At 41.2% G+C, this 21,929-nt stretch carries 14 protein-coding genes, 8 tRNA genes and 1 pseudogene; 20 read left to right on the top strand and 3 right to left on the bottom strand.

What is annotated here, in order from left to right; translation table 11 throughout:
• The first annotated feature begins 64 nt into the window (after positions 1 to 64).
• The 19 genes from ruvC to BWD47_RS16935 all read left to right on the top strand — a co-directional run bounded on the left by ruvC (position 65) and on the right by BWD47_RS16935 (position 10,644).
• On the top strand, positions 65 to 589 hold the full coding sequence (ruvC, locus tag BWD47_RS17030; protein ID WP_036967765.1) for a crossover junction endodeoxyribonuclease RuvC: 525 nt from the start codon (positions 65 to 67) through the stop codon (positions 587 to 589).
• A gap of 1 nt (position 590) precedes the next feature.
• A complete protein-coding gene (ruvA, locus tag BWD47_RS17025; RefSeq protein ID WP_036967766.1) occupies positions 591 to 1,211 on the top strand; it encodes a Holliday junction branch migration protein RuvA in 621 nt (206 codons plus the stop codon).
• Positions 1,212 to 1,218: 7 nt separating this feature from the next.
• Positions 1,219 to 2,223: a Holliday junction branch migration DNA helicase RuvB gene (gene ruvB / locus BWD47_RS17020; protein WP_036967767.1), complete on the top strand. Its 1,005-nt coding sequence runs from the start codon at positions 1,219 to 1,221 to the stop codon at positions 2,221 to 2,223.
• Positions 2,224 to 2,674: 451 nt separating this feature from the next.
• On the top strand, positions 2,675 to 2,917 hold the full coding sequence (locus tag BWD47_RS17010; RefSeq protein ID WP_075594353.1) for a hypothetical protein: 243 nt from the start codon (positions 2,675 to 2,677) through the stop codon (positions 2,915 to 2,917).
• 478 nt (positions 2,918 to 3,395) lie between these two features.
• Complete coding sequence (gene tolQ, locus BWD47_RS17005; RefSeq protein WP_036967773.1) at positions 3,396 to 4,100, top strand: protein TolQ; 705 nt, start codon at positions 3,396 to 3,398, stop codon at positions 4,098 to 4,100.
• On the top strand, positions 4,087 to 4,521 hold the full coding sequence (tolR, locus tag BWD47_RS17000) for a protein TolR (protein WP_036967776.1): 435 nt from the start codon (positions 4,087 to 4,089) through the stop codon (positions 4,519 to 4,521). Before tolQ ends, tolR begins: the two co-directional genes overlap by 14 nt.
• Before the next feature lie 2 nt (positions 4,522 to 4,523).
• Positions 4,524 to 5,462, top strand: a complete 939-nt coding sequence (tolA, locus tag BWD47_RS16995) for a cell envelope integrity protein TolA (protein ID WP_036967778.1) — start codon at positions 4,524 to 4,526, stop codon at positions 5,460 to 5,462.
• 9 nt (positions 5,463 to 5,471) lie between these two features.
• On the top strand, positions 5,472 to 6,830 hold the full coding sequence (tolB, locus tag BWD47_RS16990; RefSeq protein WP_036967780.1) for a Tol-Pal system beta propeller repeat protein TolB: 1,359 nt from the start codon (positions 5,472 to 5,474) through the stop codon (positions 6,828 to 6,830).
• Positions 6,831 to 6,864: 34 nt separating this feature from the next.
• A complete protein-coding gene (gene pal, locus BWD47_RS16985; RefSeq protein WP_036967784.1) occupies positions 6,865 to 7,407 on the top strand; it encodes a peptidoglycan-associated lipoprotein Pal in 543 nt (180 codons plus the stop codon).
• 12 nt (positions 7,408 to 7,419) lie between these two features.
• Positions 7,420 to 8,178, top strand: a complete 759-nt coding sequence (gene ybgF, locus BWD47_RS16980; RefSeq protein WP_036967786.1) for a tol-pal system protein YbgF — start codon at positions 7,420 to 7,422, stop codon at positions 8,176 to 8,178.
• Between the two features lie 168 nt (positions 8,179 to 8,346).
• A tRNA-Lys gene (locus tag BWD47_RS16975) sits at positions 8,347 to 8,422 on the top strand.
• A gap of 64 nt (positions 8,423 to 8,486) precedes the next feature.
• Positions 8,487 to 8,562, top strand: a tRNA-Lys gene (locus tag BWD47_RS16970).
• Between the two features lie 61 nt (positions 8,563 to 8,623).
• Positions 8,624 to 8,699 (top strand) — tRNA-Lys (locus BWD47_RS16965).
• A gap of 62 nt (positions 8,700 to 8,761) precedes the next feature.
• Positions 8,762 to 8,837: transfer RNA gene (locus BWD47_RS16960), tRNA-Lys, on the top strand.
• A gap of 64 nt (positions 8,838 to 8,901) precedes the next feature.
• Positions 8,902 to 8,977, top strand: a tRNA-Lys gene (locus BWD47_RS16955).
• 53 nt (positions 8,978 to 9,030) lie between these two features.
• Positions 9,031 to 9,106: transfer RNA gene (locus BWD47_RS16950), tRNA-Lys, on the top strand.
• A gap of 53 nt (positions 9,107 to 9,159) precedes the next feature.
• Positions 9,160 to 9,235: transfer RNA gene (locus BWD47_RS16945), tRNA-Lys, on the top strand.
• A gap of 130 nt (positions 9,236 to 9,365) precedes the next feature.
• Positions 9,366 to 10,406, top strand: coding sequence for a quinolinate synthase NadA (nadA, locus tag BWD47_RS16940; protein WP_036967789.1), 1,041 nt, complete (start codon positions 9,366 to 9,368; stop codon positions 10,404 to 10,406).
• 150 nt (positions 10,407 to 10,556) lie between these two features.
• Positions 10,557 to 10,644, top strand: a tRNA-Ser gene (locus BWD47_RS16935).
• A gap of 207 nt (positions 10,645 to 10,851) precedes the next feature.
• Here the strand turns inward: BWD47_RS16935 and BWD47_RS16930 are convergent.
• On the bottom strand, positions 10,852 to 16,911 hold the full coding sequence (locus tag BWD47_RS16930; RefSeq protein WP_256719407.1) for a pectinesterase family protein: 6,060 nt from the start codon (positions 16,909 to 16,911) through the stop codon (positions 10,852 to 10,854).
• An 80-nt stretch (positions 16,912 to 16,991) separates the two neighbouring features.
• Complete coding sequence (locus BWD47_RS16925; RefSeq protein ID WP_075594352.1) at positions 16,992 to 19,949, bottom strand: TonB-dependent receptor; 2,958 nt, start codon at positions 19,947 to 19,949, stop codon at positions 16,992 to 16,994.
• Positions 19,950 to 20,123: 174 nt separating this feature from the next.
• Here BWD47_RS16925 and BWD47_RS16920 point away from each other — a divergent pair, with 174 nt between their 5' ends.
• Entirely contained in the window at positions 20,124 to 21,536 is a 1,413-nt protein-coding gene (locus BWD47_RS16920; RefSeq protein ID WP_075594351.1) for a polysaccharide lyase family 1 protein, read from the top strand.
• 104 nt (positions 21,537 to 21,640) lie between these two features.
• Here BWD47_RS16920 and BWD47_RS16915 read toward each other — a convergent pair.
• Positions 21,641 to 21,929: pseudogene (locus BWD47_RS16915) on the bottom strand (IS4 family transposase); the annotation flags it as partial.

The raw sequence follows: 21,929 nt of genomic DNA, 5'->3' as shown, positions 1-21,929 counted from the left end.
GTAATTTATACAGTGCTCTGGCATTATTAAATGCAGATGATGATTTTATAGATGGGTCAGTTAGTTGGCGATTATTTTAGGGATTGATCCTGGTTCACGATTAACAGGTTATGGGGTAATTGCCCACCAAGGTACTAAATTTACTTATTTAGGGAGTGGCTGTATAAAGCTTGCTGATCACGACTTTCCTATACGCTTAAAAATGATTTATCAAGGTGTTAGCCAGTTAATTGAACAGTTTTCGCCTGATAATTTTGCCATTGAAAAAGTGTTCATGGCACATAATCCTGACTCAGCACTTAAACTTGGTCAAGCCCGTGGGGCCGCCATAGTCGGTGCGTCAATGGCAGAGTTGCCCGTATTTGAGTACTCAGCCAGACAAATAAAACAGGCGGTCGTGGGGAATGGTGGTGCCGATAAATCGCAAGTACAGCATATGGTTAAAAATATTCTAAAACTGCCGGGAACCCCGCAAGCCGATGCTGCCGATGCGTTAGCAATTGCCATTTGTCATGCTCACTCAGAACAAAATTTAATTAAACTTGCGGGCAGCGCGAGCAAAACCGTAAGAGGACGATTAAGGAAGTAATATGATAGGTCGATTAAACGGGTTACTTGTTGAAAAGCAGCCACCAGAAATACTTATAGAGGTAAGTGGTGTCGGTTACGAAGTGCAAATGCCAATGACCTGTTTTTATGATTTACCCAATGTGGGTGAACAAGCGGTTATTTATACTCATTTTGTTGTTCGCGAAGACGCACAGTTATTATTTGGTTTTAATAATAAAACCGAGCGTGCTTTATTTAGAGAGCTGTTAAAAGCAAATGGGGTAGGCCCTAAACTTGGCCTTGCTATTTTGTCGGGCATGTCGGCGCAGCAGTTTGTTAGTTGTGTTAACAATGAAGATGCGACAACCTTGGTTAAACTGCCTGGGGTGGGCAAAAAGACTGCAGAGCGCTTGGTACTTGAAATGAAAGATAGGCTAAAAAATTGGGGTAATGACTTATTCACACCATTTAGCGATAATGCCATTATTGAGCCTGCAAGTAATGATACGCTAGTAGCGAATAATGCTGCGGATGATGCTGTATCGGCACTTGAATCTTTAGGCTATAAACTACCGCAAGCGCAAAAAGCGGTTAAAGCTGTAAATAAACCAGGTATGACAACAGAGGTTCTTATTAAAGAAGCTCTAAAGTCAATGTTGTGAGTACACCATGATTGAAGCAGATCGCTTAATTGATGCGAGTGAACAAAGTAATGAAGACAGTGTCGATCGTGCAATACGTCCAAAACTATTAAACGATTACACAGGCCAGCCGCATGTTAAGCAACAAATGGAAATTTTTATTGAAGCCGCTCGTCATCGTGGTGAGGCGTTAGACCATTTACTCATTTTTGGTCCGCCGGGTTTGGGTAAAACAACACTGGCTAATATTGTAGCGAATGAGCTTAATGTAAACATTAAAACGACTTCAGGGCCGGTTCTTGAAAAAGCGGGCGATTTAGCCGCGCTATTAACTAACCTTGAAGAAGGCGATGTACTGTTTATTGATGAAATTCACCGCTTAAGTCCGCAAGTAGAAGAAATACTTTACCCCGCAATGGAAGATTATCAGCTCGATATTATGATTGGTGAAGGTCCTGCGGCACGATCAATTAAGCTCGATTTACCGCCTTTTACATTAATAGGGGCTACAACGCGTGCTGGCTCGTTAACATCGCCATTACGAGATCGTTTTGGCATTGTGCAACGCTTAGAGTTTTATTCGGTTGAAGATTTATCAAAAATTGTTGCCCGCTCTGCTCGATATTTAGATTTAATCATGTGTGACGAAGGCGCCGTTGAAATTGCTAAACGCTCACGCGGTACACCACGAATAGCAAACAGACTTTTGCGCCGAGTACGAGATTACACGCAAGTTAAATCAGACGGTAAAGTAAATGCCGAAGTCGCTGAACAAGCACTTGATATGATCGATGTTGATAAAAGCGGTTTTGATTACATGGACCGAAAATACCTTCTTGCCATCATCGAAAAGTTTATGGGTGGCCCCGTGGGTCTCGATAATTTAGCGGCTGCCATTGGCGAAGAAAAAGAGACTATTGAAGATGTCATTGAGCCATTTTTAATTCAACAAGGATTTATTCAACGCACGCCCAGAGGGCGACTCGTTTCTGATATTGCCTACCTTCATTTTGGTCTTACCCCTGATAAATAACAAAACCCCGCTTAGCGGGGTTTTTAGTTTTTAGATATTAGAAAGTAGAAATTAGAAGGTAGATATTAGAAGGTAGATACTAGAAGGTAGATATTAGAAGGTAGATATTAGAAGGTAGATACTAGAAGGTAGATACTAGAAGGTAGATACTAGAAGGTAGATACTAGAAGGTAGATACTAGAAGGTAGATACTAGAAGGTAGATACTAGAAGGTAGTACTGTAGCGATTAAATATAAAAAAGCTTGCCTAAGGTTAATGTGGATTTATTTTGCACAAACCACAAACCACAAACCACAAACCACAAACCACAAACCACAAACCACAAACCACAAACCACAAACCACAAACCACAAACCACAAACCACAAACCACAAACCACAAACCACGATTGATGGTCTCATTTTAACATCTGTAATTCACATGCTGTTAAGTTATCTGTAGGTATTCTCATTGACGTTTGTGCAGGCAAAAAAAAGCCCGCATAAGCATGCGGGCAAACAACAAGTTGAAGGAAGTAATCCAGGGAACTACGGTTTTCTTAAAGAGGTTTTATCCTGTTTAAGTCAACCAAGTGCAATACGAAACTTCATATTGCAAAAAACGGAGCTTAATGAAAAAACTTTCAAAGGTTGCAGCTCGGTATGGGGAAATGATACGCAATGGTTGATTTTTCTTCAAACTAGAAAAATTTAATTTTCAGATAAAAAAAACTAATGTGAGTGAATTGTTGGTTTGTTTTCTTTTTGTTCACTTATTGAGTGTTTTTACTTTAAGTTCATGAATAAAATGATTTTTATAATATCAACAAACATTGTTCAGGATTAGTTTAAGTATTCTGTAGTAGATTTGCAAAACATGTTTTGGGTGTTTATGCGTAAAATATGAATAAACGCCGTGTTTTATGAGGTTTTGCTATATTTTTAGTTGCCTAATGGTGGTACTCATTTTTGCAGTGAAAACATAGCAAAAATAAGTTTTTAAAGGATTGTGAGCAAAAAATAGCTAAGCTGAGTGCTTTTCACCGTTATTTGCCGCTATTTCACAGCAAGAGCGTTGTCAGTTCATTATTGACTAGATACACTAGATGTAACTTTTGGCCAAGTTTGTGGTCAATAAATGCAAGTGTAAAAAATATAACAAATTATATAGAAATCTATTTTAGGAGTTTAACGTGGGATCAGGGCTTAACTTTTTAGATCTTATTCTAGAAGCCAGTGTACTTGTCCAATTAGTGATGTTGGCATTAGTGGGTATGTCGGTCATGTCATGGGCAATTATTTTTCAACGTAAAAAAGCGATTTCTGATGCATTAAATGGCGCAAAGCGTTTTGAGCAAAAGTTCTGGTCAGGTGTTGATCTTAGTAAATTATATAATGAAGTGTCTGCCCGCCCAGGCGGAGCTTCGGGCGTTGAAGCTCTTTTTGTTGCCGGTTTTAAAGAATTTGCACGCCACAAAAAAAATACGTTCCAAAGTGCCAGTATCGTTATGGAAGGCACGCATCGTTCAATGCGTGTTGCTTTGTCGCGTGAAGTTGAAAAATTAGAATCTAGTTTATCGTTTTTGGCGACCGTTGGTTCTATTAGTCCTTATATCGGCTTATTTGGTACTGTATGGGGTATCATGAATGCATTTATCGCACTAGGTGAAGTGAAACAAGCTACATTACAAATGGTTGCACCGGGCATTGCCGAAGCACTTATTGCAACTGCAATGGGCTTATTTGCGGCAATTCCAGCCGTTATTGCTTACAACCGTTTTGCAAATAAAGTAGAAAAGCTGGAAGGTAATTATATTAACTTCATGGAAGAGTTCGCCAATATTTTACACCGCCAAGCAGCTACGCAAATAGAGGCAAAAGCGAATGTATCAGCGTAAAAAACGTCGCCCAGTAGGGGAGATAAACGTAGTACCTTACATTGACGTTATGTTGGTACTACTTATTATATTTATGGCAACAGCCCCATTAATTACTCATGGGGTGAAAGTAGATTTGCCAAAAATGGAAGAATCTGATCTTGTCGATACAAAAGATACACCGCCTATCATTGCGTCAATTGACGCTGAAGGTAAGTATTATGTCAGTATCGGCACTGACCCAGAAGCACCGATGGAAGCATTAGACGTCGCTGCTGTGATTAAATTACAGTTGCAAAAAAATCCCGATACTCCGGTTATGATCAAAGGTTCAGGTCGTGTATCTTATCAAGAAGTACTGTTGTTAATGGATTTTCTTAAAAATGCAGGGGTGCCTTCAGTTGGCCTTATGACCGAATCGTTTGAGGGGAATAAAGGCTAGTTATGGGTGCATCAGTAATAAAATCAGTTCTTTTGCACTTGGCAATTGCAGGTTTATTAGTGGCGACAGCCAATTTTCATATGCCAGCACCAAAAGTAATGGAGGTGACTTTAAACCCTGCATTACCTGAGCCTGAAAAAGCGGTGTCAGCCGTCACGGTTGATCAGCAGAAGGTTGAGCAAAAGATTGCCGAGCTAAAAAAGCAAGAAGAAGCTAAAAAGCAAGCAGAAGCAAAACGTATTCGTGATTTAGAGCGTCGTGCTAATGACGCGCGTAAGCAACGTGAAGCTGAAGACCGCCGTCTGAAAAAATTAGAACAGCAGCGTCGTGCGAAAGAGAAAGAAAAAGCCGAAGCTGAAGCTCAAGCAAAGAAAGCGCGTGAAATTCAAGAGAAAGAACGTGCTAAAGCGCAGCAAGCTGAAAAACAAAAGCAAGAAGCCGAAGCAGCAGCAAAAGCCGCAGCACAGAAGCGTAAAGCCGAAGAAGAAGCATTGAAAAAAGCGGAAGAAGAGCGCAAGCGCAAAGCTGCCGAAGCTGAAGCTGAACGTAAACGCAAAGAGGCTGAAGCAGAGCGTAAGCGTCAGCAGGCATTGCAAGAGCAAATGCTCCAAGAGCAACTGGCTGCAGAACAGGCTGCACGTGATAAAGTGCGTCAGCAGCAGGTTGTTGGCGAAGTTGAGAAATATAAAGCGTTAATTATGGCGCGTATTCAGCAAAACTTCTTAAAAGATGAGAAGATGAAAGGCAAAGAATGTCGCCTTAATATTCGCCTTGGCTTTAATGGTTTGGTGACCCAAGTTAAATCATTGGGTGGAGATACGTTAGTGTGCGAAGCTGCGATGCGCGCAGTGCGTATGGCCGACACGCTACCTGTATCACCAGATCGTGAAGTATTTGAGCAATTAAAAAATATTAATTTAACAATAGCGCCTCAATTTTAAAGGAATGATATGTTTAACCAGATAAAAACAGCATGTTTTATTGTATTACTGGGCTTTCATGGCATTGCCAGTGCTGCATTAGAAATCGTGATCACCGATGGTATCGATGGTGCGCGACCAATTGCGGTTGTGCCTTTTAAATATCAAGGTGTGGGTCCTATCCCTGAAAAGTTAAGTTCAGTGATTGCTGCCGATTTAATGCGTAGCGGAAAATTTAAGCCGATCGACGTTAATACCATGCCTCAGCTTCCTGCTAAAGATTCAGATGTTGATTATGGCGCGTGGGTTAATAAAGGTGTCGAGGCTGTGTTAGTGGGGGAGGTAGAGCAACAACCTAATGGCCGTTACCGTGTTAAATATGAACTTATTGATGTGATTCGTGGCCAAATTACGGGCGGCGAAACACAATTAATGAGCAACGGTAAATTGGTTAAAAGCCAAGATCATATTTTAGATGCACGTGAAAGTGTTATTGGTGAAAATGGTTTTCGTCGATACGCACACCGTATCAGCGACGTGGTTTACGAAGCTCTTACGGGTGAAAAAGGCGCATTTTTAACAAAAATTGCCTATGTCATTGTGCGTGAAAATGACGCTAAACCTTATCAATTGGTGGTTGCTGATTATGATGGCTTTAATGAGCAAGTGTTGCTTCGCTCTAAAGAGCCGCTTATGTCACCAGCGTGGTCGCCAGATGGGACTAAGTTAGCGTATGTAACGTTTGAAAATCGCCAAAGCCAAATTTACATTCAAGACTTATATACAGGAAAACGCGAACTAATTACCAGTCACCCTGGTATTAATGGTGCGCCTCAGTTTTCTCCTGATGGTAAAAAACTACTGTTAGTGTTATCAAAAGACCGTAATGGCGCAACAGAAGTGTACTTATTAGACCTTGCAACACGCAAAGAAACTCGACTTACAAATCACCGCAGTATAGATACTGAACCATCATGGTTTCCAAATGGTCAAGATATCGTGTTTACCTCTGAAAGGGGTGGTAATGCTCAGATTTATAAGTTAAATTTGCAAACAGGTAGGTCAAAACGAATGACCTTTGATGGTGACATGAACTTAGCAGGTTCGGTTTCACCGGATGGAAAAGAATTAGTAATGGTGAACCGTACAAACGGTCAATACCATCTTGCTAAGAAAGAGCTAGCTACAGGTGCGTTCCAAGTATTAACGAGAACACGCCTAGATGAATCGCCGAGTATTGCACCCAATGGCTCGATGATTATCTACAGCACGCTTCATAATAATAAACAGGTGTTAGCGCTAGTTTCTATGGATGGTCGCTTTAAAGCACGCTTACCTGTGCTAGACGGACAAGTTAAGGCACCGGCTTGGTCGCCTTATTTACAGTAATTTTACTGGTTTACTCAATATAGGAATCAATTCAATGCAACTTAATAAAACTTTAAAAGGCCTGCTAATTGCTGTGCCAGTGATGACTTTAGCAGCATGTAGCTCTTCTTCAGGTGTTGACGAAGGTGCTGCAAACCAAACAAACCAAGGTGCGGTTGAGCAAGCAAACAACAATGATACAGTTGAAGTTGCAACGCTTACTCCAGAGCAACAAGCTGAAGAAGCACTTCGTGAAAAATACGAAGCGTTACGTCAAGAACAAATCATTTACTTTGGTTTTGATAACGCTAAAATCCAAAGCAAATACGCTGAGCTTCTACAAGCACACGCTGAGTTTTTAGTACAAAACCCTTCAGTTAAAGTACTAATCGAAGGTCACGCAGATGAGCGCGGTACGCCTGAATACAACATCGCATTAGGTGAGCACCGTGGTCAAGCAGTAGAAAAATATCTACAAAGCTTAGGTGTTTCTGCTAGCCAAATGTCGGTAGTGAGCTATGGTGAAGAGAAGCCAATGGTTAAATCTCGCACTGAAGAAGCGTTCGCTAAAAACCGTCGCGCAGTATTAGTTTACTAAGAAAGAGACATTATGAAGCCGAAAATTATTTTGGCAGCAATGATCTTAAGCGGGAGCACCCAGTTATGGGCTGCTCCCGCTCCTGTTTCAGAAGCTGCAAGCTCGCAATCGAGCATAGAGAAGCGTTTAATCGCATTAGAAAACATGATGAAGTCACGTAATTTATTGCAAGCTGAGCTTCAGCAGCAGTTGAATATATTACAAGACGAAGTGAGTCAGGTTCGTGGCATTACTGAAGAGCAAAGCTATAAGCTTGAAAAAGTGCTCCAACGTCAACGTGAGCTTTATCAAGAAATTGAGAATCGCGTTAGTCAGGCCTATTCTCAGCCTGCGGCAGCAACTCAGCCAACGAACACTTACACAGATATAAATGCATCACAGACTATCAGCTCAGACTTATCTGAAAATGAAGCCTATGAGCGTGCTGTGGCGCTAATTATGAAAGATAAGCGTTATGAGCAAGCAATACCTGAGTTCCAAACATTCTTAACGACTTATCCAAATTCAGTGTATGCGTCAAACGCGCATTATTGGTTAGGGCAGCTTTTAACAATTCAAAACGATCCCGCTGCTGCAACTAAACACTTTAAAGTGGTTGTGAATGAATTTCCGAATTCGAATAAACGCCCTGATGCTATGTTGAAGTTAGGCAACTTACTTGTTGATCAAGGTTTAGGCGAACAAGCCCTTAAAACCTTTAATGATTTAATTAATCAGTACCCAAGTACAACCGCTGCTAAATTAGCCACAGAACGTCTGTCGCAACTGTAGATTTGACCTGATTAGACTGCTTTTTGACTTAAGCGGTCTAAAATTAGGCAACTAGACATAAAAACTTAAAAAAAGAGATATTTTCTGTTGCACTCAGCATTTAAATAAGTATTATAAGCGCCCGCAGCAGGCGATTGGTAACAACAGCCAAAATGCGGCTAAAAGAGCGGGTCATTAGCTCAGTTGGTAGAGCAGTGGACTTTTAATCCATTGGTCGATGGTTCAAGTCCATCATGACCCACCATTATTTTTAATGGTATACTTTTAGATATCGGCGGATTTACGCAGCTTTAATAACGTAACAGAGCGGGTCATTAGCTCAGTTGGTAGAGCAGTGGACTTTTAATCCATTGGTCGATGGTTCAAGTCCATCATGACCCACCATTCTTTGAATGGTACAGTTACATATCGGCGGATTTACGCAGCTTTTAATAAGCAGCAGAGCGGGTCATTAGCTCAGTTGGTAGAGCAGTGGACTTTTAATCCATTGGTCGATGGTTCAAGTCCATCATGACCCACCATTCTTTTTGAATGGTACTGTTAATATCGGCGGATTTACGCAGCTTTTAATAAGCAATAGAGCGGGTCATTAGCTCAGTTGGTAGAGCAGTGGACTTTTAATCCATTGGTCGATGGTTCAAGTCCATCATGACCCACCATTCTTTTTAGAATGGTAATCTAAAATCGACGGATTTACGTATAACTTTTAGTAAGCAATAGAGCGGGTCATTAGCTCAGTTGGTAGAGCAGTGGACTTTTAATCCATTGGTCGATGGTTCAAGTCCATCATGACCCACCATTCTTTTGAATGGTTATTTATATCGGCGGATTTACGCATCACATATCAAGAGCGGGTCATTAGCTCAGTTGGTAGAGCAGTGGACTTTTAATCCATTGGTCGATGGTTCAAGTCCATCATGACCCACCATTCTTTTTGAATGGTCATGCATATCGGCGGATTTACGCATTACATATCAGAGCGGGTCATTAGCTCAGTTGGTAGAGCAGTGGACTTTTAATCCATTGGTCGATGGTTCAAGTCCATCATGACCCACCACGCTTAATTTATCTTTTTCATCTAAGTTATCCCTTAATTATCTTTAACAGCACTCAGCAATACTGTTCTTTAGCGTTATATTCTCGTATAATTCGCGCCATGAATGCACTGTGGACTAAGTGGTCGAGAAATGAGTCTAGCTGAACAAATTATGCCTGAGGATTATATCTTTCCTCCAAAGCCAGCGCCGTTATCAAAAGATGAGCAAGCTGAGTACAAAGCACGTATTAAACAATTACTAATAGACAAGAATGCAGTTCTTGTTGCCCATTACTATACGGATCCTGAAATTCAAGCACTTGCTGAAGAAACAGGCGGCTGTGTGGCCGACTCGTTAGAGATGGCACGTTTTGGTGCTAAACACGATGCGGATATTATTGTGGTCGCCGGCGTGCGTTTTATGGGCGAAACAGCAAAAATCTTAACGCCAAACAAAACAGTCGTAATGCCAACTTTGGCTGCGACCTGTTCATTAGACGTAGGGTGCCCAATTGAAGAGTTTTCTGCGTTTTGTGATCAACACCCAGATCGTAAAGTAGTGGTGTACGCTAACACCTCTACGGCGGTAAAAGCACGCGCCGATTGGATAGTTACCTCATCATGTGCGCTTGAAATCGTTGAGCACTTAGATGAGCAAGGCGAAAAAATCATTTGGGGTCCAGACAAGCACCTAGGTTCTTATATTCAAAAGAATACCGGTGCCGATATGATTATGTGGAATGGCGCGTGTATCGTTCATGACGAGTTTAAAACCAAAGCGTTAAAGGACATGAAAGCCCTACACCCAGATGCAGCGGTGTTAGTACACCCAGAGTCACCTGCTGAGATTGTTGCCCTTGCTGATGCTGTTGGTTCAACAAGCCAACTAATTAAAGCTGCGCAAACCATGGACAACAAAAAGTTCATCGTGGCGACAGACCGCGGTATTTTTTATAAAATGCAGCAGTTATGCCCAGAGAAAGAATTCTTTGAAGCACCTACAGCCGGTGAAGGCGCAACATGTAAAAGCTGTGCACATTGCCCGTGGATGGCTATGAACGGCTTAAAAGCGATTGAAGAAGCCCTAACAGACCCACAAGGCAAAGAAGTGTTTGTTGATATGGACTTACGCGAAGGCGCGTTAAAATCGCTTAATCGCATGTTAGAGTTCTCTGCGACACTACAACGCTAAGAATTGTTGCGATAGAAATGAAAGGCAAGGTGTACATACCTTGCCTTTTTTGTTTGTTTACTAGCCACTTAAGTTCGCTATTTTAAAAACCCCTTGCGTATGTAGGGTTGTTTTCATACTATAACGCCGCGTTAATCAGTTAACGCTTTAGGTGACGTGTCCGAGTGGCTGAAGGAGCACGCCTGGAAAGTGTGTATACGGCAACGTATCGAGAGTTCGAATCTCTCCGTCACCGCCATTTCCTTTTTATATACTTGTCTATTTTTATCAAATTTTCTTTATAAAAAAATAAACCCCGCAATTGCGAGGTTTATAGCGTAATGCGAAATGCACTATTGAATGCTTATTTCATCCAATGTGATAGTCGCTTCACTTTCCGTTCTTATGGTGATGAATGAAGTGCTGGTTGCAACGAGTCCATCCACAGTATAAGTTTGGCCTGCTGTTAAGTCAGACAGCGGCACAGAATAAAACTTAGACGCAGTGCCATGAATTGAATTGAATTGCTACTACCCGAAGTATTGTTATCGACATAAATTTGAAAGTTTTTGGCTGTGTTTCCAGCTACCGCTGCAACTTTGAACGTTACTTGGTAGTTGTTTGATAAATCAAGCAAGCCTGTTGTTTCGATGTCATTTCCTGTCGTACTGGTACTTGGGGTTGTGTTAGCAATGCTAATTCTAGCGCCAGTCATTGTTAACTGTCCGCCTGCGACGTCAACATTACCTGTTACACGGTAGAACAGCGCTTGTTCGTTACCCGCAGATCCTGAAATATCACGATAGCTGTTACTAAAAAACTCATCAGTATTAGCAGCAGAGAAGTTTTCAGTAAAGGGCAATCCAAGTGGTTCTTGAATAGGAGGCTCCGTTGGAGACTGAATATCAGGAATGTTTAAATCACTTTGATCCAGCTTACCAACACCTGCATGAGCAAGTACATGTGCTTTAACATCCATTACAGGCGTAAGCGTATATTCATAAGGTGCTTTATATGAGCTGGTTGGCGTCATGCCGTTTTCAGTCACTTCTGCTCGTACATCCCCATCTGCCGCATCACTCCATGTAATGCCTTCGCCTAGATAATTACCTGATGTGTTCCAATAACCAATCTGTGCTGAATAAAAAGAAACCACAGGGTTCTTGGTATTTTCAAAGTAATTATTCTCTATGTGTAGCTCAGCTCCCATACGTGAATTAATTGCACTTGAAGTGATATTGTTATAGTAGTTATTGAAAATATGACCATTACCGAACCTAAATAAAGGGACCCGAGAGACAATATTTTCAAAGCGGTTGTGATGGAAGGTGATATGACGGTTTTTATTACTGCTGTCGTCATTGTCACTATGGCCATGTAATGAAGTTTTCCAACTATCATGTATATAGTTGTAAGAAATGGTAATGTTCTCAGCACCCGACTTAGAGTCAATTAAGCCATCATAATAGTCTTGATCCACGGAGAGCGAAGAATACAACTCATTATGGTCAATCCAAATGTTTGCTGTTGTTTCGTTTTCATCACCTTCAATTGAAATTCCGTCTTTACCACCAGTGAGTACTTCATGAATTTTTAAGTTTTGGATGATAATGTTGTTAGCGCGGCGAATAGCAATGCCAATCCCATTAAACTCACCTCTATCAGCCACACCGATAATTGAGACATTATTCATATCTTTAATTTCAATAGATTTATTATCACCGCCACTGTTAGCATCTGTGATTACACCATCAACATAGATAGTAATAGCGGATGCTGAAGACTTCGCTTGTGCTAGGGCTGCTTTTAATGAAGCCCCATTATCAACAGTAACAACAGTACCGCCTTCACCTCCGGTGATATTATAGTTATACCCTGCAAACCCTCGACTAGGATTGATTGGCGCAATGCTGACAGGCTCATCCGGTAGTTGAGGAATAGCAAGTGGTTTTGGACTCCATCCTTGACCGTCGTTATAATCTGCAAAAATGTTTTCGCGGTCTAGCAGCTCGCTGACTTCTGAATCTGAAAGAATATAGCCACCTTCGCGTTCAGATAAATCAAGTGGATTACCGTCTAAATCCATACTGCCATATTCGCGCCAACCACTGGTTGCTGTGGCAACGCTAGGGTTAGGAGCAGGTTGATTATTTACACCTTGAACAGCCCAGCCAATTTTAGCGATATGTGTATCAAACCTATTGTTTATTAAGGTTATATTATCAAAGTATGTATCGCTGCCTCCACTTCTTGCAATGTATGTTGAGTTATCTAAAACATCATTGCCAATGGGGCCAGGACCATGTGTGAATCGACTATTCAAGAAAATAAAACCAGGGTCTGTTTCTACAGGTACACGCGCTTGTAAAACATAGCCACCCGCTGAGTCAGTTAAAGGATCACCGTCTTTTGAATCACCGATTGTACGGATCTCTGAACTCTCGAATAACGCCGTTGTTGGGTAACCCCAAATAAAATCAACATTCCCTGCAACAAGCGTGTTGTAGAACCATGAGTATCCTTTTAACAGGAGGGTATCTTGTTCACTTTTAAAGCGGGCATTGTTCGCAACTAGGCGGTACGGGCTATTGAAATAAATAGTTTCTGCTTGGTTCGAATCCACTTTATTACGAATATGCGTATTTTTAAGGGTGAGATTATTAAGGGTCAGCATGTCGACACCTTCTACTAAAAACACACTTCTACCTCCGTTAGGTGTTCCTGTGCTAATAGGTGCACTGCCACCCGTGCCGCCATTCATAGACTCGTAATTCTCATATTGAATAACGGTGTTTTCTTGGCTTTCACCTTGAATAGTGAGGTTGTTTTTATCGCGTAAAAATAACAGTTCGTTATAGATGCCGTCTTTTATGGAGACAGTGGTGTGCTCATCTTTGCCCAAGTACTGCATAGCAAAATTAAGTGCACCTTGCACAGTTCTAAAGTCTGCCGCACCTTCATCATCAACGAGCAGCTGATTACCTGCAGGCATGCTTACTTTAGTGACAAAGTCCCATTGACTGTTATCACCTAGGCCACTAAATTCTTGACCATTTAGCATTGCACCAACCACGACATCATCACCAATTACAACACGGTATGTATGTCCATACTCAAGGGTATTATTGCGTGGTTTAATGGTGAGCGTGTTCCCATTTAGCTGTAGTGGATAGTAGTAAACAGAGCGAACTTTAGCTTGTCCAGCAAAACCAATGTGGTCAATGTTTTTACCAACGGTAAGGGTATCGACTAAACTGTTATCGCTGACTTTATAAATACGTACTTCACCTAAAGCGCCTAAACTTGGTTCATTATCAAATGTAAGGCTAAATTGCGTATCAATAAATTGATTGGCACTGTTTTTTTCAGGAAATAATTTTCCAGCTAAGTCGCCATAGTCAGTTGCTGGCATGACAAAACCTTCAGCCACACTCACCTCTATTGTTCGGGTTATGGTACTATCAGAACCAGAGACGAACGTAATCGTGGCATTACCGGCCGCCATTGGGGTGAGAGTAATTACACTCCCATTGATATCGACACTGACAATTTTGTCATCAGTTGAAGTCACTGTGAATTCATCAATTGTTACCCCATCATTTTTAATGGCGGTGACATTAATTGTTAATGGTTCAGCTGTCGTTGAGGTGTCCCAGTTAGGGTCCTTGTAATCCAGTGTGAGTTGAATGGGTTTGATAGTCGGATCGCCAACTTTTAAGTCATCCAATTCAAATGAACGGTTATTAGTAAATAAACCTATTAGCCCACGTGCGCTGTAATTTGTATCACTCACTGAGCCTAAGTTTTCACCATTTAAGTAAATGGTTAATTGATCATTGATTAATTCAAAACGGGTGGTGTACCAAACACCGTCTTCTGTGCCACCTTTTTCGCCGAGTAAAATAGGTGTACTTGCCTGAACAGGGCGTGCAATAGAGCCCTCGGTGCTGACAGCAACTTCTACTCGCGTGCTACTAGATGAGTTTTGTACATTTAAACCGCCACCGTACCAGTTTCCTGTATCTTGATAACGGGCCATCATATACAACTGTTTGTTTGCTGTTGTACTGTTTTGACGAGGACGAATTTTCGCTTCTACAAAATAATTACCTGTTTGTGGGATATTTTGCATTGCTTCGTCTGTAGCTAAAATAAGTTCACCGCCTGCGTTGCCTGCGGTGTATCGCATCATATTATTACCGTTGATATTTAAAATATCGAATTCACCCATGGCACCGTCTACGTTAGTAGGCGTTGCTAAAATTTTCCAGTTGCTCAAATCACCACTTTCAAAATCATCACAAAAATACAGTTCAGGTGCATCTGAACACTTAAAGATACTTGGGTCTTCAACGTACTCAATGCGTAAATTATTAATCACTACTTTACCGCCTGTCTCGGTACGCAATTGTAAAAAAGAGTTCTTGGTAGCGAGTTTTCCGGGTACGACTAAGGTTTCGCCAACAACTAAGTCATTGATTAACTCGTTGAAGAATCGAGATTCACCACCGTGCATCGATTTAGAGCTACTTGATGTATTGTTGTCGACATAGATTTGGAACTTGTTGTCACCTTCAGGATCGCTGGCACTGACAATATCCATGACGACTTGGTAAGGCCTTGATAAATCAAATACCCCCGTTGAGTTTGTATCATTTTCGCTGGTTTCCACGCCCGCAGTGGTATTACCCAAAGTGAATCGGCCCCCGTCCAGTTCTAAGCCGTTTTCGACGACGGTGACGGATCCTCCAGTTTTTGAAAACATCGGAACTTCATTACCTTGACTATCAACTATTTTTTGATAGTCGACAGAAAAAATATCACCAGTAACAGTCGTAAAATCGTTTGTGTAAGGCAGTTCAACAGTGGGGATCTCACCTGTTGCAGGTGGATCAATTGGCGGTTCAACAGGTGGCTCAACTTCTGGCACATCTGTCGCAACTGTTTCTATTTTTAGATTATCTATGACTAATAAGGCGGCTGAATCGGTTCTGATTTGAAAGTAAGAGTTTTTAATATCTGCGCTCAGGATACCGCGTGCATCTGGGTGCGTTAATTCAGTTCCTGTATTAACATCTTGCCCAGGTATATAAGTATAAGAGAAGCGTTGTCCGACAGGCAGGTTGGTTTCATCAATCGATTTTCCATAAAACTTTGATGCATCAGCATGCACAGAGTTACTTTGGCTTGTTGTATTGTTATCAACGTATAAAGAAAGAGAGCCTGCACCATTATGGCTAATGACGTCAAAGCTAATAGTGAAGCCTTCGCTTAAATTGTATATTCCCACACCCGTTGTATCGCTTGGCGATGATTCTTTACCAGGCAGGGTATTACCGATTGTGAAACGGTCACCTTCCAAAACAAGCTGACCCAATTCATTGATAATGGCACTGCCGCCAGATTTAAAATAAAGAGGCCCACTTCCTTGCTCATCAGAGAGGCTCTTATAACTGGATGAGAAGAATGTATCAGTGTCGGTATCGAATTCTTCGTTTAACGCAAGACCGGTTTGTTCAGCAAGTTCACTAAGCTTTACCAACTCATTTTGGGCTTGCTGTTCATCAAATGCTAAAATATTGTTGTATGCATCATCGTTGTTATCACAGCTAAGTACTAACGTTGCAAGCTGTGCTGCATCATTTGTAGAGCACACACTAAAGGTATTATTGACAGTGTTGTGCGAGCGAGAAATTAAATAATGCTTACTCAGTGTATCACCTTCACTGGTTGTTAATACTAAAACGCGATTACCAAACTGAAACTCATAGCTGCCAACAAGCGTTTCATTCCCATCGACTAGCTTAGTGAATGACCCCGTGCTTGCTCCTTCTTCACTGGGTGTAAACTGCCACATTTCAATACTCGCTTTTGCCCCTTTTACAACGGGGTTATAAATTGTTCCCGTGAAGTCGGCAGGAGTGAAGGCGAGAGGCTGTGTACTGTTATACTGCTCAAAAATAAAATCTACAAAATGCATAATGGCAGTATCAGCACTCACTAAGCTGGTATTTGCTCCCCCAGCGTTAGCAAGCCATTGATTTACCTTTTCGTCAAAATCGTCACTGGCAAAGAATTCTGCAGGTGTTTGTCCTTGGGCTAATTCCATTACGGCAGCCTGTGCTGCTGCGTCACTAATGGTAATACCGTTACTGGTGTCACCATCCACATCTAACGACTGCAATAAACGCAAACTATTGATTACAGCAGGATGAAATACGGTGTCTGTAGAGAATACGCTCAGTGGAGTGACAACATTGCTGGCCGCGACACTTGGAAATGTCAGCTCACCAATAGAAAATGTGATCGCTTCACCACGGAAATAATCAAATTGGCCATTACTGTCCGTTTTACCGTTTGTCACAGACGGGCTGTTATAGGTCAATCCGGCGACAGGGCTATCTATAAAAACCCCTTGAATAGGGGGGAGTGGCGCCTCTTTTACGTTGACAGAGCTTTCTTCGCCGCAGCCTGCAAGTACGGCAGCAAGCAATAAGCAAGATGGAATTTTAATTGTGCTATTCATACATCCCTCCAAGGATGAACGCGTTTAGCAACACAAACGCGTGTGTTCAGTGATTATTTTTGTTTTAAGTAGTTGAATTATTAGTAGAACTTATAATTCATTCCTAGTTGATATGTCCGACCATAATCTTCTCGTTGATACAAAATCTCGCCGCCAGACTGATCATTACCGGTGAAATAACGAAGGTCTGACTCGTCGGTGATATTGATTGCATCAAAGTAGAATGAAAGGTGTTCGTTGAAGTCGTAAGTCGCTTTTATGTCAAAGGTTAATATGTCATCTTGGTAGATATCAGCCCATGTTTTACATGCTTTAGCATCATTTTTGTCTGCTGAAATAGGGCAAGAGCCTACTTGCTCTAAAATATCGGAACGATAATTACTGATTAGCCTAAGTGACGCTGTTTTATTCTCCCAACCCAGCGCAATATTAGCGGTAATATCTGCTTGGCCTGGTAACGGCATTTTTTCATAGCGTATGGTGTCATCGAGTTTTGACTCACTACTGACGACGGTCATATTACTTTGCCAAAATAAGCCGTTTTCAAAAAACTGGTTATAACTGAGCTCCATACCATACACGGTTGCTTTATCACCGTTTAAGGTGATATCAACTTGATTTATGACTAAGTCTTGTGGAATCGCGAAGTCAGAAACATGATCAACAGGTAATGTAAGAGGTAGCTCATCTAACCCCATTTGAATACCACTGACATCAACAATGAAGTTATCAATATTTTTATAGAAAACGGCTACTTCAACGAATAATTCTTTGGAAGGATACCAACCAAATGAGGCGTCAAAGTTGTCTGATGTCATTGCGACAAGATTTGGGTTACCAACTTGAAGTGCATTGTCGGGCCCCAAAATATAGTTTTGTAATTCTAATGCACTTTGCCCATCGGGTTCGCTATAACATGTATTGGTTGTGGGGTCGCATAAACTGATATCATCATCAAACCGTGCATATCCTCGTGCTTGTTTAAACGAAGGGCGAGTGTAGCTGGTCCATAAAGAGGTTCTAACTAACATCGTTTCATTTGGTTCATAACGAAGATGCATACTAGGGAAGTATTCACTGTAAGTTATTGATGATTCAGGTAACGGAACTGCAATATCTAAGGTATGCTCACCACCAAATGACCAATCGTCATTTTCAAGTGACATAAAACCAGTCGACGAAAACTCGGTATGCGCATAACGCACACCCGTTATTACGCTTACTTTTTCTGATAACTGCAGTTCTGCCATAACATAAGCGGCATACGTGTCCTCGGTGAGTATATAGTCTTCTTTAGTGCTGTCGATTGACACTTCGCCACCGGTGGCATTTTCGCGCGTGATTTTTGTTGAATCAACCATGTACTCAACATCCTGCGCGGACACTAAAGGGTAGGTGAATAAATCAGCAGCGGGCACACTATAGTCATAATCGGTAATATTAGAGTTAGCAACAGCGATACAGGTTTCATTACCATCGCAATCATCAGCATTTACCGTATAACTCCAACGATCTTTATCTCTGTAGTGTTCACGTTCGTTGTAGGTGCCTCCAAACTTTATAGAATTTAAAAACTGACTATCAAACTCCTTTTGAAAGTTAAGTTTAAAGCTTGTGATTTCGTCTGTGCGGGTGCTGTCTTCCATGAATAGGTTATCGTATTGCATATTAGAAAGATCGCTTAAATCACCGTCGGCCTCACCAGCAAAAACATCATTGTCTGGGTCAAGCTCAAAACCACCAAGAGCCGCAGCTTCAGAAGGCGTTAATACTTTCGCAGTAATAAAATCACGGCCAGCCTTGCCATAAACGATATTTTCTCGTTCGCGGAATTGCACACGACGATCGCCCACTGATTCATCGTCTGTTTTAGAGTAAGCATATTCGTAATCTACGCGCCACGACTCAGCAAAGTAGTTTTCACCACCAAAGCTATAGTTGGTGGTTACAGTTTCACCTTCTTGAATAAAATACTGGTTGTAAACATCAATATCTGAAAGTGCAAACTCCTTAGTTTGTGGGTTAACATAAATAACTTCGTCTTCTTGATCGCCATTATAAAAGTTATAAAATTCACGTTGAGCGATATCGTCGTCGGTGTATTTTGAATAATTACCACGAATATAGTAAAAGCTGTCTTCATTTGGTTTGAATTCGACATTAAGTGTGGCATTGGTACGTTTACGATCCGCTATTTCGCGACGGTTTTCGAGCTGTGCAGGGATTAAAATTTCTTCTGCATTTGCTAATTCTGTTTCAGAGAGACCAATACCCCCTTTTAAAAAGTTCATATCACGAGAGCTGTGATGACGTACTTCATCGACTTGTGTTTGTCTGTCTTCATAGCTGGCCGCAAAGCCAATACCAACTTTGTCATCAAATAACAACTGTGTACCATCAATACTAAACTTCGGTGAATGTGCCTCTCTCATTTCATTGTAAGAATCTTGAAGTTTTATTTTCAGTGTATTGTCACCACGGTCATAAGCCGAAATAGCTTTTACGTTTACTGCGCCACCGATTGAGTTTAAGTTCATATCAGGTGTGAGCGTTTTAAACACCTCAATTGCACCAAGAGAGTCACCCGTTATGCCATCAAGGCCGACTTTTCGGTCATCACCTGCACCAGAAAGTTCCGCGCCATTCATATTTACCGACACAAATTTGGGACCAAGACCACGTACTGCTACATATTTACCTTCGCCTTCGCTTCTTTCTAAGGTGACACCGGGAACACGACGTAGAGACTCAGCGACATTTTGGTCAACTAAGTTACCTAAATCATCTGTAGCAATCACAGAGCTAAATGCTTTGCTTTCACGTTCCATTGCTCGGGCTTTTAAATCAGCCTGATAAATGCCTGTTACAGCGATGATCTCCATGTCATCATCTTCATCTTGGGCTTTCTTTATCGCTGTTTTTTCATTACTACTAGACGCTGTTTGCGGTACGGGTTTGGTTGTCTGTGCGTCTTGTGCATAGACGGGCAGGGCAACCAAAAGTGCTGCTGCAATACCGCTGAGTTTTATCGTTTTCATTGTTGTTCCTTTTTAAAAGGCTTTTATTGTGTTCTATTTTCTTTTTAAAAATCCATTTGCCACCGGTGGCAAATGAAGATAACATAAAGTTAACACCGCATTAATTAAACTGTCAATTTTTTAATCAGCATAAAGGCTGGTTTTTTTCTATAAGGTACAAAAAGGTGGATTTGAATGAAAAGTGAACAATACCGGTTTCGTCGAAACATCCTATTGCTACTGTTTGGTGCATTGAGTGTGTCATTATTTAGTGCAAATAGTATGGGTCAGTTGTTAACGCCTAGGTCTATTGCCTTTGATGGTGCCGAAGGGTTTGGTAAATTCTCTCGAGGTGGCGCAGAGGGTAAGTTGTATATTGTAACGAGCCTCGAAGACAAAGATGAGCCCGGAACCTTACGTTACGCAATTAAACAAAAGCATCCTCGCGTTATTACATTTGCTGTGTCTGGGGTGATTAAGCTGTCAAAAGAATTAAAAGTAAACCACGGTCGAATTACGCTAGCAGGGCAAACCTCTGCGGGAGGCATTACCATTTCAGGTGCGCCATTTACTGTCTCAAATGCAGAGGATGTGATTATTCGGTTTATTCGTTTTCGATTAGGGACATTTAAGGTGGTAGAAGACGCATTAACTGTGCGCAATTCTAACAATGTTATTATAGATCATTGTTCATTAAGCTGGTCTGTTGATGAAACGGGTAGCTTTTACAATAATCGTAATTTCACATTACAAAACTCTATTATTTCATATAGCTTAAACGACTCTATTCATCCTAAAGGAAAGCATGGTTATGGTGGTATTTGGGGAGGAGCTAATGCCTCTTTTATTAATAATATAATAGCAAATCATGCAAGTAGAACTCCCCGTATAAATGGACACAGACTAAAATCTCCTTACCCTTACACAGATGAATTTATCGAAGTTAGTAATAATATTATTTTTAATTGGGGACACAATAATGTGTATGGCTCTGAGAATGGGCGATTTAATCTGATAGCGAATTATTACAAACCGGGTAAAGCGAGCAAGCGCATTCAATTTGCGGATATTTGGTTCTCCCCATTCATTAGCAAAAACCAAGCTTATATCGCTGGAAATATTCTAGAAGGGTACCCAGAGTTTGATGATAAAAACTGGTTAGCTGTCAATTATAGAAATAAAAAAGAAGGGAAACGTATCGCCAGCCAAGCAAACAGCCCTTGGTTGAGTGATAAAAAAATTATAGTTGAGAAAGAGTCTGATTTTAAAGCAAAGAATGCGAAGCAGGTGTTTTATGACATCGCACAAAATCAGTTAGCGGGAGCGAATAGAAATGCAAATGGCGTGTTCATAGACAGCGTTGATCAGTTAGTTTATGACCAACTCAATGACAAGCGTCCCGTAACAGGGGATGGGTTAATTAATCATGAACTTGACGTTATTCCTAGCTGGCAAGCGTATGAAGCTCAATTTAAAGATGTTGCTGTTGTTCAAGATAAAAATAACGACGGTATTGCCGATAGCTGGTTTGCACAACAAGAAGCGGTGTTAAAAACATTAAACGAATCACAAAAATTAGAATTATATTTAGAGCATTTAGCAAAGTAGTCAATAATTTTTGTTAAATTTGCAGGATTAGGTATTTTACGGATTGGTATCATAGCCTATCGGTAAATGCCGCATAAAAAAGGGAGCTATTGCTCTAATGCCGTTCACTTAAGGTGAGCGGCATTGTATTTTCGAGGGTATCGGCTTGGTTTTTTCTTAACGACTCTAGGGAAGGATCTTTCTCGCCTGGGCTCAAGTATTAAACTCTCACTCATTGAGTAGAAGTTTTGGAGTTGCCTCGGGATTGCTCCCGGTGACGAGTATGGAAGCCCTACTATTAGGCGCATGATATGAGCCAACGCCCCATTGAAGCTAAGTTGATACGGCAAGTAGTCTCCATTTAAAGTATTACACATCTGCACCATTTGATACCTGACCAAGTTATAGGTCAGC

Origin of the sequence: Pseudoalteromonas sp. PAB 2.2 (assembly GCF_001938575.1) — a bacterium.
GTDB lineage: Bacteria > Pseudomonadota > Gammaproteobacteria > Enterobacterales > Alteromonadaceae > Pseudoalteromonas > Pseudoalteromonas lipolytica.
This window is presented reverse-complemented; position numbering and strand designations above follow the sequence as displayed.

Coding starts and splice junctions, on each gene's coding strand:
- ruvB (WP_036967767.1), top strand. CDS start 1,219: ATGATTGAAGCAGATCGCTTAATTGATGCGAGTGAACAAAGTAATGAA.
- tolA (WP_036967778.1), top strand. CDS start 4,524: ATGGGTGCATCAGTAATAAAATCAGTTCTTTTGCACTTGGCAATTGCA.
- BWD47_RS16920 (WP_075594351.1), top strand. CDS start 20,124: ATGAAAAGTGAACAATACCGGTTTCGTCGAAACATCCTATTGCTACTG.
- nadA (WP_036967789.1), top strand. CDS start 9,366: ATGAGTCTAGCTGAACAAATTATGCCTGAGGATTATATCTTTCCTCCA.
- tolB (WP_036967780.1), top strand. CDS start 5,472: ATGTTTAACCAGATAAAAACAGCATGTTTTATTGTATTACTGGGCTTT.
- pal (WP_036967784.1), top strand. CDS start 6,865: ATGCAACTTAATAAAACTTTAAAAGGCCTGCTAATTGCTGTGCCAGTG.
- tolR (WP_036967776.1), top strand. CDS start 4,087: ATGTATCAGCGTAAAAAACGTCGCCCAGTAGGGGAGATAAACGTAGTA.
- ruvA (WP_036967766.1), top strand. CDS start 591: ATGATAGGTCGATTAAACGGGTTACTTGTTGAAAAGCAGCCACCAGAA.
- BWD47_RS16930 (WP_256719407.1), bottom strand. CDS start 16,911: ATGAATAGCACAATTAAAATTCCATCTTGCTTATTGCTTGCTGCCGTA.
- BWD47_RS16925 (WP_075594352.1), bottom strand. CDS start 19,949: ATGAAAACGATAAAACTCAGCGGTATTGCAGCAGCACTTTTGGTTGCC.
- ybgF (WP_036967786.1), top strand. CDS start 7,420: ATGAAGCCGAAAATTATTTTGGCAGCAATGATCTTAAGCGGGAGCACC.